This is a genomic window from Cupriavidus necator N-1, assembly GCF_000219215.1.
Classification (GTDB): Bacteria; Pseudomonadota; Gammaproteobacteria; order Burkholderiales; family Burkholderiaceae; genus Cupriavidus; species Cupriavidus necator.
Map to the genome: position 1 here is coordinate 2,333,211 of NC_015726.1, position 12,224 is coordinate 2,345,434.

Annotated in this window: 11 protein-coding genes and 1 tRNA gene; 4 read left to right on the forward strand and 8 right to left on the reverse strand. The window is 66.8% G+C overall.

Features of this window, described 5'->3' with window-relative positions:
* Positions 1–67: 67 nt before the first annotated feature.
* Entirely contained in the window at positions 68–754 is a 687-nt protein-coding gene (rpiA, locus tag CNE_RS10970; RefSeq protein WP_013957204.1) for a ribose-5-phosphate isomerase RpiA, read from the reverse strand.
* A 180-nt stretch (positions 755–934) separates the two neighbouring features.
* Between rpiA and tal the strand changes: the two genes are divergently transcribed.
* Positions 935–1,891: a transaldolase gene (tal, locus tag CNE_RS10975; RefSeq protein WP_013957205.1), complete on the forward strand. Its 957-nt coding sequence runs from the start codon at positions 935–937 to the stop codon at positions 1,889–1,891.
* A 51-nt stretch (positions 1,892–1,942) separates the two neighbouring features.
* Here the strand turns inward: tal and CNE_RS10980 are convergent, their stop codons facing one another.
* The 3 genes from CNE_RS10980 to rnr all read right to left on the reverse strand — a co-directional run bounded on the left by CNE_RS10980 (position 1,943) and on the right by rnr (position 6,142).
* Complete coding sequence (locus tag CNE_RS10980; protein ID WP_049800565.1) at positions 1,943–2,710, reverse strand: SIR2 family NAD-dependent protein deacylase; 768 nt, start codon at positions 2,708–2,710, stop codon at positions 1,943–1,945.
* A 4-nt stretch (positions 2,711–2,714) separates the two neighbouring features.
* Complete coding sequence (gene rlmB, locus CNE_RS10985; protein WP_010809441.1) at positions 2,715–3,458, reverse strand: 23S rRNA (guanosine(2251)-2'-O)-methyltransferase RlmB; 744 nt, start codon at positions 3,456–3,458, stop codon at positions 2,715–2,717.
* 80 nt (positions 3,459–3,538) lie between these two features.
* Positions 3,539–6,142 (reverse strand): ribonuclease R, encoded by a 2,604-nt coding sequence (gene rnr / locus CNE_RS10990; RefSeq protein ID WP_041227994.1) that lies wholly within the window; start codon positions 6,140–6,142, stop codon positions 3,539–3,541.
* A gap of 70 nt (positions 6,143–6,212) precedes the next feature.
* On the opposite strand from rnr, the gene CNE_RS10995 reads away from it, so the two are divergent.
* The 3 genes from CNE_RS10995 (at position 6,213) to CNE_RS11005 (ending at position 7,798) form a co-directional block, all read left to right on the forward strand.
* Positions 6,213–6,299, forward strand: a tRNA-Leu gene (locus CNE_RS10995).
* Between the two features lie 387 nt (positions 6,300–6,686).
* Complete coding sequence (locus CNE_RS11000) at positions 6,687–7,121, forward strand: Rrf2 family transcriptional regulator (protein ID WP_013957208.1); 435 nt, start codon at positions 6,687–6,689, stop codon at positions 7,119–7,121.
* A 65-nt stretch (positions 7,122–7,186) separates the two neighbouring features.
* On the forward strand, positions 7,187–7,798 hold the full coding sequence (locus tag CNE_RS11005; RefSeq protein ID WP_013957209.1) for an NAD(P)-dependent oxidoreductase: 612 nt from the start codon (positions 7,187–7,189) through the stop codon (positions 7,796–7,798).
* 48 nt (positions 7,799–7,846) lie between these two features.
* On the opposite strand, the gene CNE_RS11010 is transcribed toward CNE_RS11005, so the two are convergent.
* The 4 genes from CNE_RS11010 to hflC all read right to left on the reverse strand — a co-directional run bounded on the left by CNE_RS11010 (position 7,847) and on the right by hflC (position 12,224).
* Positions 7,847–8,413 (reverse strand): phosphoribosyltransferase, encoded by a 567-nt coding sequence (locus tag CNE_RS11010; protein ID WP_010809437.1) that lies wholly within the window; start codon positions 8,411–8,413, stop codon positions 7,847–7,849.
* 125 nt (positions 8,414–8,538) lie between these two features.
* Complete coding sequence (locus CNE_RS11015) at positions 8,539–9,879, reverse strand: adenylosuccinate synthase (RefSeq protein ID WP_013957210.1); 1,341 nt, start codon at positions 9,877–9,879, stop codon at positions 8,539–8,541.
* An 85-nt stretch (positions 9,880–9,964) separates the two neighbouring features.
* The gene (locus tag CNE_RS11020) at positions 9,965–11,116 is read right to left on the reverse strand and encodes an ATP phosphoribosyltransferase regulatory subunit (protein ID WP_013957211.1); all 1,152 of its coding nucleotides are present in this window, start codon (positions 11,114–11,116) and stop codon (positions 9,965–9,967) included.
* 199 nt (positions 11,117–11,315) lie between these two features.
* Positions 11,316–12,224: a protease modulator HflC gene (gene hflC, locus CNE_RS11025; RefSeq protein WP_013957212.1), complete on the reverse strand. Its 909-nt coding sequence runs from the start codon at positions 12,222–12,224 to the stop codon at positions 11,316–11,318.

The window sequence follows — 12,224 nt, forward strand, 5'->3', positions numbered from 1 at the left end:
ACCGGACCGGCCAATGACAAAAGGGGTGCCTCAGGCACCCCTTTTGCTTGGTAGCGGACGACTTTGCTCAGTAGTCCGTGCGCTGCACGCCGTCGCCGGTGCCCAGCAGCAGCACATCCGCGCCGCGCAGCGCGAACAGGCCCACCGTGACCACGCCCGGCACCTGGTTGACGGCCTGCTCCAGGCCGCGCGGGTCTTCGATCTTCAGGCCGACCACGTCCAGGATCACATTGCCGTTGTCGGTCTTGTAGATGCCGCCTTCCTTGGTCATGCGCAGGCGCGGCTGGCCACCCAGGGCCTGCAGCTTGCGCGCCACCGCGGCACGTGCCATCGGGATCACCTCGACCGGCAGCGGGAAGGTGCCCATGGTCTGGACCAGCTTGCTGCCGTCGGCGATGCAAACAAAGCGCTTCGCGACCGAGGCCACGATCTTCTCGCGCGTGAGCGCCCCGCCGCCGCCCTTGATCATGGCGCCGCTGGCGTCGATCTCGTCGGCGCCGTCGACATACACCGGGATCTCGTCGACCTCGTTCAGGTCCAGCACCTTGAAGCCGTGCTGCTGCAGGCGGCGCGTGGACGCCTCGGAGCTCGACACCGCACCGGCGAAGCGCTCCTTGAATGCCGCCACGGCGTCAATGAAGAGATTGGCGGTGGAGCCAGTGCCCACGCCGAGCACTGCTCCTTCGGGCACTTCCTGCTTCACGTAGTCGGCGGCAGCTTGCGCGACCAGCGCCTTGAGTTCATCCTGAGTCATGACAACAGCCAGATTGCGTTGGGGGAAACGCGTAGTGTAGCGGATTGCGGCGGCAGGTCACGCGGGCGACGGTACAATGGATCAGGCCGGGGTGGCGGGTGCGCGACCCGTGTGCGACCTGCGCCCCCCCTGATGCCCGCGAATGATTTTGCAGACGCTCAAGCAGACCAACTAGCGACCATGAACCAGCTCGAACAACTCAGGCAGTTCACCACGGTGGTGGCCGATACCGGCGACTTCCAGCTGATGAAGCAGTACACCCCGCAGGACGCGACCACCAATCCGTCGCTGATCCTGAAGGCGGTGCAGAAACCCGAATACCGCCACCTGCTGGAGCAGGCCGTGCGTGACCACCACGGCAACGGCGGCGTCGATGCGGTGATGGACGCCGTGCTGATCGCCTTCGGCTGCGAGATCCTGGCGATCGTGCCGGGCCGCGTGTCGACCGAAGTCGATGCGCGCCTGTCCTTCGACACCGAGGCCAGCGTGGCCAAGGCGCGCCACCTGATCCAGCTGTACGAGCAGCGCGGCATCGCGCGCGAGCGCGTGCTGATCAAGATCGCCTCCACCTGGGAAGGCATCCGCGCGGCCGAGATCCTGCAGCGCGACGGCATCCGCTGCAACATGACGCTGCTGTTCTCGCTGGTGCAGGCGGTGGCGTGCGCCGAGGCCGGCGCGCAGCTGATCTCGCCCTTCGTCGGCCGCATCTTCGACTGGTACAAGAAGCAGGCCGGCGAGCAATGGGACGCGGCCGCCAACGGCGGCGACAACGACCCCGGCGTGCGCTCGGTGCGCCAGATCTACGACTACTACAAGAAGTTCGGCTACCCGACCGAGGTGATGGGCGCCAGCTTCCGCAGCACCGCGCAGATCCTGTCGCTGGCCGGCTGCGACCTGCTGACCATCAGCCCCGAGCTGCTCGAGCAGCTGGCCGCCGGCCAGGGTCCGGTGACGCACAAGCTGTCGGTGGACCAGGCCCAGGCCGCCAATATCGCCCGCATCGCGGCCGACGAGGCGTCCTTCCGCTGGCAGTTGAATGAGGATGCGATGGCGACGGAAAAGCTGGCCGAAGGCATCCGCCTGTTTGCGGCGGATGCTGTCAAGCTGGAGAAGCTGATCGGCGGGATTGCAAAATAAGCGCCAGTTCAGCGCAAGACAGGCCCGGGCGGCAACGCCCGGGCCCGAGGCTCAGCCGGCCGATGGCGCCAGCTGCGGCCACAGCAGCGGCAGGCACGCACCCGCCGCGGCGGACAGCACGATATCCGCGGTCTGGTCCAGCGCCGATGGCTGCAGATTGACCACGATCACCGGCGCGCCATGCTCGCGCGCCAGGCCCGGCAACCCCGCCGCCGGATAGACCAGCCCCGAGGTGCCGACCACCAGGCACAGGTCGCAGTGTTGCGCCGCATGCTCGGCGCGGTAGCGCGCCACGCGCGGCAGGTCCTCGCCGAACCACACCACGCCCGGACGCATCAGCGCGCCGCACAGGTTACAGCGCGGCGGCATGCCCGGCAGCGCGGTCGCCTCGTTGCAGCGTCCGCACCCGTCCAGCCATTTGTTGGCGAACAGGTTCCCGTGCAGTTCGATCACGCCCGCGCTGCCGGCGCGCTGGTGCAGGCCGTCAACGTTCTGCGTGACCAGCGTGAAAGGTTTCTGCGCAGCCAGCGCGACCAGCGCATGGTGCGCCGGGTTGGGATGCACGGCTGCGACCAGCTCGCGCCGGTGCACGTACCACTCCCAGACCAGAGCGGGCTGGCGGCGGTAGGCGTCCTCGCTGGCCAGCTCTTCCGGGTCGAACTGTTCCCACAGCCCGGTCATCGCGTCGCGGAAGGTCGGCACGCCGGATTCGGCGGAAATGCCGGCGCCGGTCAGCACGAAGATATTGCCGGCGGCCGCGATCAGCCGGCGTGCTTCCTCAAGCCCCGGCATTTCAAGGAGACCGGAATCAGCGGCCATGGACTTATCGCGGCAGGCGCCGCTGGCGCACGGCTTCGTACAGGCATACGCCGCTGGCGACCGAGACATTCAGGCTTTCCACGCCACCCGCCATCGGGATGCCGACCAGCTCGTCGCAGGTTTCGCGCGTGAGGCGACGCATGCCCTCGCCTTCGGCGCCCATCACGATCGCGGTCGGGCCCTTGAAGTCGATGTCATACAGCGACTTTTCGGTGCCGTCGGCGGTGCCGATGACCCAGATGCCGCGTTCCTGCAGTTCACGCAGGGTGCGGGCCAGGTTGGTGACGGTGATATAGGGCACGGTCTCGGCGGCGCCGCTGGCGACCTTGGCCACGGTGGCATTGAGGCCGACGCTGCGGTCCTTGGGGGCGATCACGGCATGCGCGCCGGCGCCGTCGGCCACGCGCAGGCAGGCGCCCAGGTTGTGGGGGTCGGTGACGCCGTCCAGCACCAGCAGCAGCGGCGTGCCTTCGATGCCGTCGAGCAGTTCATCCAGGTTCAGCGCCAGTGCCACGTCTTCGGCACGTGCCACCACGCCCTGGTGGCGGTCGGTGCCGGCCATGCCGCGCAGGCGCTCGGCATCGACCGGGTGCAGGCGCACGCCCAGGCTTTCGGCCAGGCGCACGAAGTCCTGCATGCGCCGGTCGCGGCGGGCGGATTCGATATAGACATCGGTCACGCCCTTGGCATCTTGGCGCAGGCGTGCGGTGACGGCGTGAAAGCCGATCAGGAGTTTGTTTTTAGCCATGGCGCGATTGTACTCGCCCTCTCGCCCCCGGCAGCCGGCCGGGGGGGCGAGAGGCGGCGGCATGGCGGCCGCCGCGGGCTTCAGCGCTTGCGCGGGGTGCGCGGGCTCTTGGCCGGCGTCTTGCCCGCCGGCTTGGCCTGGTGCGACTTGGAGGCCGGCTTGCGCGGCTTCTCCAGGTGCGAGGGCTTGGGCTTGGCCGCGTGCTTGGCCGGCTTGCCGCCGGTCTTCACATGCGGCCTGAGCGGCGTGATCACCGCCTCGAACACCGGCTGCTCCTCGATCACGCGGTCCAGCGTCTCGTCGAACGACTCTTCCGGCTTGGACGAGCCGCCCAGCAGCGCCGCCAGCTGGCGTCCCTTCTTGCGTGCCGGCACCGCATGGGCGGCAGGCACGCGCGGCTGGGTCTCGGTGCCCCCCGCGCGGGCGCGCAGGGTTTTCGCCGACGGCTCCTGCACCAGGCGGAAGTCGATCTTGCGCGCATCCAGGTCCACGCGCGAGACCTGCACGCGCACGCGGTCGGTCAGGCGGTAGCGGATGCCGGTGCGCTCGCCGCGCAGTTCGTTGCGGGCCTCGTCGTACTGGAAGTAGTCGCTGCCCAGCTCGGTCACGTGGACCAGGCCTTCCACATACAGCTCGTCGAGCTGCACGAAGATGCCGAACGAGGTCACGGCGCTGATGGTGCCGGCGTAGTCGCTGCCTAGCTTGTCGCGCATGAAGTAGCACTTGAGCCAGGCCTCGACATCGCGCGAAGCCTCGTCCGCGCGGCGCTCATTTGCCGAGCAGTGCAGGCCGAGCTCGTCCCAGATGGCCTCGTTGCGCTTGGCGCGCGCCGCGGTCAGTTCTGCCTTCTGCTCGGCGTCCTTGGCCTGCAGCCGGCGCGCCTTGGGCGAGATCGCGGTATTCAGCTCGGTCCCGTGCGCAAACGCCGGCTGGTACTTGGTATGCGCCAGCACCGCCTTGATCGCGCGGTGCACCAGCAGGTCGGGGTAGCGGCGAATCGGGCTGGTGAAGTGCGCGTAGGCCTCGTACGCCAGGCCGAAGTGGCCGATATTGTCCGGGCTGTAGACCGCCTGCTGCATCGAGCGCAGCAGCATGGTCTGCAGCATCGGCGCGTCGGGACGGGACTTGATCTTGTCCATCACCTCGGCGTAGTCCGATGCCTGCGGCTTGTCGCCGCCGCCCAGCGACAGGCCGGCGGTGCGCAGGAAGTCGCGCAGGTTCTTCAGCTTCTCTTCGCTGGGGCCCGCGTGGATGCGGTACAGCGCCGGGTGCTTGAAGCGTTCGAGGAAGTCGGCCGCGCATACGTTGGCGGTCAGCATGCACTCTTCGATCAGCCGGTGCGCGTCGTTGCGCGTGCGCGGCAGGATCTGCTCGATCTTGCCCTGCGCGTTGCAGACGATATAGGTCTCGGTGGTGTCGAAGTCGATCGCGCCGCGCGCGCGCCGTGCCTTGAGCAGGACCTGGAACAGCTCATACAGGTTCTGCAGGTGCGGCACCAGCTCGCTGCGCTTGTGCGCCTCGGGTCCCTTGGTGTTGGACAGCACCGACCAGACCTCGTTGTAGGTCAGGCGCGCGGCCGAATGCATCACGGCCGGGTAGAACTGATAGCCCTTGAGTTCGCCCTTGGCGGTGATCACGGCATCGCACACCATGCACAGCCGGTCCACGAGCGGATTGAGCGAGCACAGCCCATTGGACAGCTTCTCCGGCAGCATCGGGATCACGCGGCGCGGGAAGTAGACCGAGGTGGCCCGGTCCAGCGCATCCGCGTCCAGCGGCGTGCCGGGGCGCACATAGTGCGACACATCGGCGATCGCCACGATCAGGCGCCAGCCCTTGGCGCGACCGATCTTGACCGGCTCGCAATAGACCGCATCGTCGAAGTCGCGTGCGTCTTCGCCGTCGATGGTCACCAGCGGGATGTCGCGCAGGTCGATGCGGTGGTCCAGGTCGGCCTGGCGCACCTCGTCGGGCAGCGCGGCGGCTTCCTGGGCGGCGGCCGGCGCGAACGCATGCGGCACGCCGTACTTGCGCACGGCGATCTCGATCTCCATGCCGGGATCGTCGATGTCCCCTAGCACCTCCACCACGCGGCCCACCGGCTGCACGTAGCGGTCGGGGAATTCGATCAGCTCGACGCTGACCACCTGCCCCACCCGTGCCTTGCCCTGCGCCTTGGGCGGGATCAGGATGTCCTGGCTGATGCGCTTGTCTTCAGGCGCCACCACCAGCACGCCGCCTTCACTGAGCAGACGGCCGATGACAAAACGGTTGGCGCGCTCGATGATCTCGACGATCTGCCCTTCGGGGCGCCCGCGCCGGTCGTAGCCGACCACGCGCACCTGCGCGCGGTCGTTGTGCATGGCCTTCTGCAGTTCGCGCTCGGGCAGGAAGATGTCGTCTTCGCCGTCGTCGCGGATCAGGAAGCCAAAGCCGTCGCGGTGGCCCTGCACCCGGCCGGTGACGAAGTTCGGCTGATGGGCCAGTTCATAGCGGCCCTTGCGGTTCAGCTCGATCTGGCCGTCGCGCTCCATGGCCGCCAGGCGCTTCTGAAAACCGTCATGCTCTTTGCGCGTGACGGAGAGGGCCTTGGCAATATCGCCGGCCGACTGGGGGGATCCCGACGTTCTCAACACGCCCAGGATTTCTTCCCGGCTGGGGATCGGATAGTTGTTCTGATTCAATTTTTTCTGGAAACTATTTGACAAAATTCTCGCGCTCTCTATAATGAGCGCTTCGGTTGTTTCGACACCTGCCCAGGTGGCGGAATTGGTAGACGCACTAGGTTCAGGTCCTAGCGGTGGCAACACTGTGGAGGTTCGAGTCCTCTCCTGGGCACCAGATCACCGGAAAACCCGCAGCGCTTTCAAGCCCTGCGGGTTTTTTGTTTTTGACGCCTGTTTCGCGCATCAGATCCGGCAACTTGCACTCCTTGCTTGGCGGCCATGCCGCGATGTCATAACTGCGAGCGTACGGGTTTTTTCCCGTCCGTGAAACCGCGCACCGTACCCGGCGCGGCAGCCGAACCACAACGGTACGGCAATGTCGAGGAGTGTAACAGCTTCAGTGGCGATTCCGGCATTCCACCGGCCATTGGCTGCCACATCGGCGTATCACCTCCTTCCCTCCCCGTACTCCTGCCACTTTGTACCCTGCCCGTGCTTGACATGCCCGACAATATGTAACTATCATGGTTTCACATTGCACCTGACATCCTGAGCACAAGCGTTGAGCACAAGCAGCCGGTTCGCCGTGGCAGTCCACATCCTGACCCTGCTCGCCAGTTCGGCCGAGCCGGTGCCGTCGTCGCTGATCGCCGGCAGCGTGGGCACCAACCCGGCGCTGATCCGGCGGCTGGTCGGCCAACTGGCTGAAGCCGGGCTGGTGGCGACCACCATGGGCAGCACCGGCGGCGCCACGCTGGCGCGACCGGCCGCGTCGATCACGCTGCTCGACGTGTTCCGCGTAGTGGAAACCACCGCGCTGATCACGCTCCACCAGAGCGCGCCCAATCCGGCCTGCCCGGTCGGGCGCGAGATCACCGGTGCGCTGCGCAAGGTCGCGGACCGTGCGCAGGCGGCCATGGACGATACCCTTGCCGGCATCACCATCGCCAGCATGCTCGCCGATGTCGAAGGCAGCAACCAGCGCCGCAAGCGCTGATTTTTTTGCCCCTATATGTAACCACGATGGTTTCATATCAAACCTGACCGAAAGAAGGAGTGACCATGAAGATCGCAATCATCGGCGCCACCGGCCGCGTTGGCACGCGCCTCACCGACGAAGCCCTGCGCCGCGGCCACCAGGTGACCGCCATTGCGCGCCACGCCAGCAAACTGCCCGCTCGCGACGGCGTGACCACCAGGGACGTCGACGCAACCGACAGCGCCGCACTGGCCGCGGCGCTGGCCGGCAACGACGTGGTCATCAGCAGCGCGCGCTTCGCGCAACTGAACGCGCAGCAGGTGACCTCGGCCGTGCGCCAGGCCGGCGTGCCGCGCCTGCTGGTGGTGGGTGGTGCCGGCAGCCTCTGTGTCGCGCCGGGGGTGCAGTTGGTCGACACCCCGAATTTCCCCGACGCCTACAAGCCCGAGGCCCTCGCAGGCCGCGACTTTCTCAACGCGCTGCGTGGCGAACAGCAGATCAACTGGACCTTCCTGTCGCCCTCGGCACTGTTCGAGCCGGGCGAGCGCACCGGCAAGTTCCGTGTTGGCGAGGAAACCCTGCTGAGCGACGCAGCAGGCAAGAGCTGGATCTCGATGGAAGACTATGCCATCGCGATGCTCGATGAGATCGAAAAGCCGGCGCATTCGCGCCAGCGTTTCACGGTCGGCTATTAAGCCGGCCGCCGGGGCCCACCGGTAGCGGCAGGCCCCGGCGCAAGCGCATCAGGCCTGCGCGCCGTCGTCCTGGCTGGCACGCTTGCCGCGCTTGAGCCAGGCGGCCAGGTTGTGCGGGCGCAGCGTGTCGTACTCTTCGAACGGCTGGTGGATCCAGGGGTTCGACGGCAGGAAGGTCACATGGTAGTCCGGCTCGACCTTCGAGCACGCCTTGTACCACAGCACGGCCGAACGTACCTCGGTCACGGCCGGATAGCGCTCCTTCAGGTGGCGGCCCACGCGCTCCAGCGTGATGCCCGAATCCACCAGGTCGTCGACCAGCAGCACCCTGCCCGTCAGCTCGCCGCGGGTCATGGTGATGTACTGCGCGATGTCCAGGTTGCCCTGCTGCGTGCCCGCGGCCTCGCGGTAGCTGCTGGTGGCCAGGATGGCCAGCGGCACGTCGAAGATGCGCGACATCTGGTCGCCGACGCGCAGCCCGCCGCGCGCCAGGCACAGGATCTTGTCGAACTTCCAGCCCGACTCATGCACGTTCAGCGACAGGCGTGCGATCAGGCGATGGTATTCATCCCAGGAGACCCACAGGTTCTCGTCATCGTTCGTTGGCAGGTTCATCTTTTTACGCTTTGTATCGTCGGGTCGGTTGACCTATATGGCTCGGCCCGCTTGCGCGGGCCGATTTATTTCTGGCGGGCCGCAGCGCTCGTGGCGCCGCTGCCTTGTGGCGTGCTGCTGCCGGGTCAGGCCTTGTACGGATGACGCAGCAGGATGGTCTCGTCGCGATCCGGGCCGGTCGAGATCATGTCGATCGGAATGCCGACCACTTCTTCCACGCGCTTTAGGTAGATGCGGGCCTGCTCGGGCAGCGCGTCCCACGTCTTCACGCCGAAGGTCGACTCGTTCCAGCCGGGGAATTCCTCGTAGACCGGCACGCAACGCGCCACGGCGTCAGAGCCGCGCGGCAGGATGTCGACGGTCTTGCCATCGAGCTCGTAGCCCACGCACAGCTTGATGGTTTCCAGGCCATCGAGCACGTCCAGCTTGGTCATGCACAGGCCGGACACGCCGTTGATCTGCACCGAGCGCTTGAGCGCGGCGGCATCAAGCCAGCCGGTGCGGCGCGGACGGCCGGTGACCGAACCGAATTCCTTGCCGACGTTGGCCAGGCGCACGCCGACCGGGTCCTGGCGCGACGGGTTGTCGTTGTCGTACAGCTCGCTCGGGAACGGGCCCGCGCCCACGCGCGTGCAGTAGGCCTTGGTGATACCCAGGATGTAGTTCAGGCGGCCCGGACCGACACCGGCGCCCGCTGCGGCCGCACCGGCCACGCAGTTGCTCGAGGTCACGAACGGATAGGTGCCGTGGTCCACGTCCAGCAGCGTGCCTTGCGCGCCTTCGAACATCAGGTTGCCGCCGGCGGCATTGACCGCGTACAGCTCGGCCGACACGTCGGCCACCATCGGCGCCAGGCGCGGCGCGTAGGCCAGCGCTTCGTCCAGGGTCTGCTGGAAGTCCACGGCTTCGGCGCCCAGGTACTGGGTCAGCATGAAGTTGTGGTAGTCCAGGTTCTCGCGCAGGCGTTCGGCGAACTGCTGCGGATCGAACAGGTCCTGCACGCGCAGCGCGCGGCGGGCCACCTTGTCTTCATAGGCCGGGCCGATGCCGCGGCCGGTGGTGCCGATCTTGGCGGCGCCACGGCGGGCTTCGCGCGCCTTGTCGATGGCAACGTGGTACGGCAGGATCAGCGTGGCGGCCTCGGAAATGCGCAGGCGATTCTGCACCTGCAGGCCGGCGCCTTCGAGTTCTTCGATTTCACGGAATAAAGCTTCGGGCGACAGCACCACACCGTTGCCGATGTAGCAGACCGTGCCGTCACGCATGATCCCGGACGGGATCAGACGGAGAATGGTCTTCTTGCCACCGATGATCAGCGTGTGGCCAGCGTTGTGGCCACCCTGGAACCGCACCACGCCCTTTGCCTGGTCGGTAAGCCAATCGACGATTTTTCCTTTGCCTTCGTCACCCCATTGGGTGCCGATCACGACGACATTGCGTCCCTGGCCTACTGCGGATGCGGACATATTGCTTTGGTCAATAGGTTAAAAACGTATTCTACTCTTGTTGCCGGGCGATTCTCGATTTTTGGGCACGCCCGGCGCCCAAACGTCAGCGCGGCACCACGGCCCAGCCGGCGTCCTGGCGCACCAGCTGCCGGTCGCAGTTGAACTCATCGAGCTCGTGGGTATGGCCGGGCAGCGACTGGATCACGATCTCGCCGGCCGCACGCAGCGTGGAAATCGCGGCCCGGAGTGCCGGATCCGCATCCCAGGGCGCAAAAATCGCCTGGGCGCGCACTTCCACGGGCGACAGCGCCGCCACTTCACGCAGGTCCAGCGAGAAACCCGTGGCCGGGCGCGCACGGCCGAAGGCCTCGCCCACCTTGTCATAACGGCCGCCACGCGCCACGTAATTGGGCAGGCCGGCAACATAGGCCGCGAACATCACACCGCTGTGATAGTGGTAACCGCGCAAATCCGACAGGTCGATATTCACGCTGGCACCGCGCACCTGCACCGCTAGTGCCGCCAGTTCATCCAGCGCGCGGCCGATGGCCGGGCTGGCCGGCAGCGTCGCGCGGGCGCGCTCGATCACGTCCACGCCGCCGTACAGCGTAGGCAGCGCCAGCAGCGCATCGCGCTCGGTCTGCGGCATGCCTGCGGTCAGTTCGCGCAGGGCCGGCACATCCTTAGTTTCCAGCGCGGCAAAGAGCGCGTCCTCGATCTTGCGGATCGACGGCAGGCCCGCCAGCAGCGCTTCCAGGATGCCGGCATGGCACAGGTCGATGCGGACATCCGACAGCCCCGCCGCCTGCAGCGCGGCCAGCATCAGGTCCTGGATCTCGACGTCGGCTTCCAGGCCGGCATGGCCATAGATCTCGGCGCCGATCTGGATCGGCTCGCGCGTGGCGTGGAAACCCGCCGGGCGCGCATGCAGCACGTTGCCCGCGTAGCACAGGCGGGTCACGCCCGGGCGGTTCAGCAGGTGCGCGTCGATGCGCGCGACCTGCGGCGTGATATCGGCACGCAGGCCCATGGTGCGGCCCGACAACTGGTCCACCAGCTTGAGCGTGCGCAGGTCCAGGTCATGGCCGGTGCCGGTCAGCAGCGACTCCAGGTATTCCAGCATCGGCGGCATCACCATCTCATAGCCGTAGGTGCGGAACAGGTCCAGCATGCGGCGGCGCAGTTCTTCGATCTTGCGCGCTTCCGACGGCAGCACGTCGGCAATGTTTTCTGGCAGCAGCCAATGGTTGGACATAGTGAATCTCTTCTCAATCAATCTCGTCTCTGTCATTCGGTTTGCCTCGAGGCAATGCCCCCAAGGCGCCCGTGCCTGACCAGGAACTTCATTGCAGGCGCCGCGCGCCCGCGCCATCACTCAGCGAGGATGGCTCCAGCCGGACAAAACCCCGGCAAGCCGGGGTTTCGTCAATTCGCCACACGGACAAGCGACGGTGCTAGCGCTTGCCCCCGGATCCGCCCGAGGCGGCCGCGGCGGCACCGCCGCTGGAACGCATGTAGCGGAAGAACTCGGAGTTGGGCTCAAGCACCAGCACGTCGCGCTTGTCGCGGAAGGTGTTGCGGTAAGCCTCCATGCTGCGCCAGAACTGCGCGAACTGCGGATCGCGGCCAAACGCGTCGGCATAGATCTGCGAGGCCTTGGCATCGCCCTGGCCCTTGATCACCTGGGCGTCGCGATAGGCCTCGGCCAGCACCACTTCGCGCTGACGGTCGGCATCGGCGCGGATCTTCTCGCCCTCGGCGGCACCGGTGGAGCGCAGCTCGTTGGCCACGCGCTTGCGCTCGGCCTCCATGCGCCGGTACACCGATTCGCTGATCGCGGGCAGCAGGTCAACGCGCTTGAGGCGCACGTCCAGGATCTCCACACCCACCGACTTGGCGTATTCGCTCATGCCGTTGCGGATGGCCTGCATCACCTGCTCGCGCTCGCCGGCAACCACGTCGGCCACGGTGCGCTTGCCGAACTCCTCGCGCGCCACCGAGTCGATGCGCTGGGTCATGCGGTCCTGCGCACCGCGCACGTTGCCGCCGAAGGCGACAAAGAACTTGCGCGGATCGGTGATGCGCCATTTGACGAACCAGTCCACCACCATGCTCTTCTTCTCGGCGGTCAGGAAACGCTCGCTGGCGGCCCCGTCGATGGTCTGCAGGCGGCGATCCATGAACACCACGTTCTGGAACGGCGGCGGCAGCTTGAAGTGCAGGCCGGGCTCACGCACTACCTGCTTGATCTCGCCGAAGGCGAACACCACGGCGTACTGGCGCTGGTCGACCACGAACAGCATGGACGAGACCACGGCCAGCAGGATGAAAAAGCCAATCGCGAAGGAAATCAGTCGGTTCAT

Excerpts from the sequence above, each read along its gene's own strand:
- rpiA (WP_013957204.1), bottom strand. The coding sequence starts at position 754 with ATGACTCAGGATGAACTCAAGGCGCTGGTCGCGCAAGCTGCCGCCGAC.
- tal (WP_013957205.1), top strand. The coding sequence starts at position 935 with ATGAACCAGCTCGAACAACTCAGGCAGTTCACCACGGTGGTGGCCGAT.
- CNE_RS10980 (WP_049800565.1), bottom strand. The coding sequence starts at position 2,710 with ATGGCCGCTGATTCCGGTCTCCTTGAAATGCCGGGGCTTGAGGAAGCA.
- rlmB (WP_010809441.1), bottom strand. The coding sequence starts at position 3,458 with ATGGCTAAAAACAAACTCCTGATCGGCTTTCACGCCGTCACCGCACGC.
- CNE_RS11005 (WP_013957209.1), top strand. The coding sequence starts at position 7,187 with ATGAAGATCGCAATCATCGGCGCCACCGGCCGCGTTGGCACGCGCCTC.
- CNE_RS11010 (WP_010809437.1), bottom strand. The coding sequence starts at position 8,413 with ATGAACCTGCCAACGAACGATGACGAGAACCTGTGGGTCTCCTGGGAT.
- CNE_RS11015 (WP_013957210.1), bottom strand. The coding sequence starts at position 9,879 with ATGTCCGCATCCGCAGTAGGCCAGGGACGCAATGTCGTCGTGATCGGC.
- CNE_RS11020 (WP_013957211.1), bottom strand. The coding sequence starts at position 11,116 with ATGTCCAACCATTGGCTGCTGCCAGAAAACATTGCCGACGTGCTGCCG.
- hflC (WP_013957212.1), bottom strand. The coding sequence starts at position 12,224 with ATGAACCGACTGATTTCCTTCGCGATTGGCTTTTTCATCCTGCTGGCC.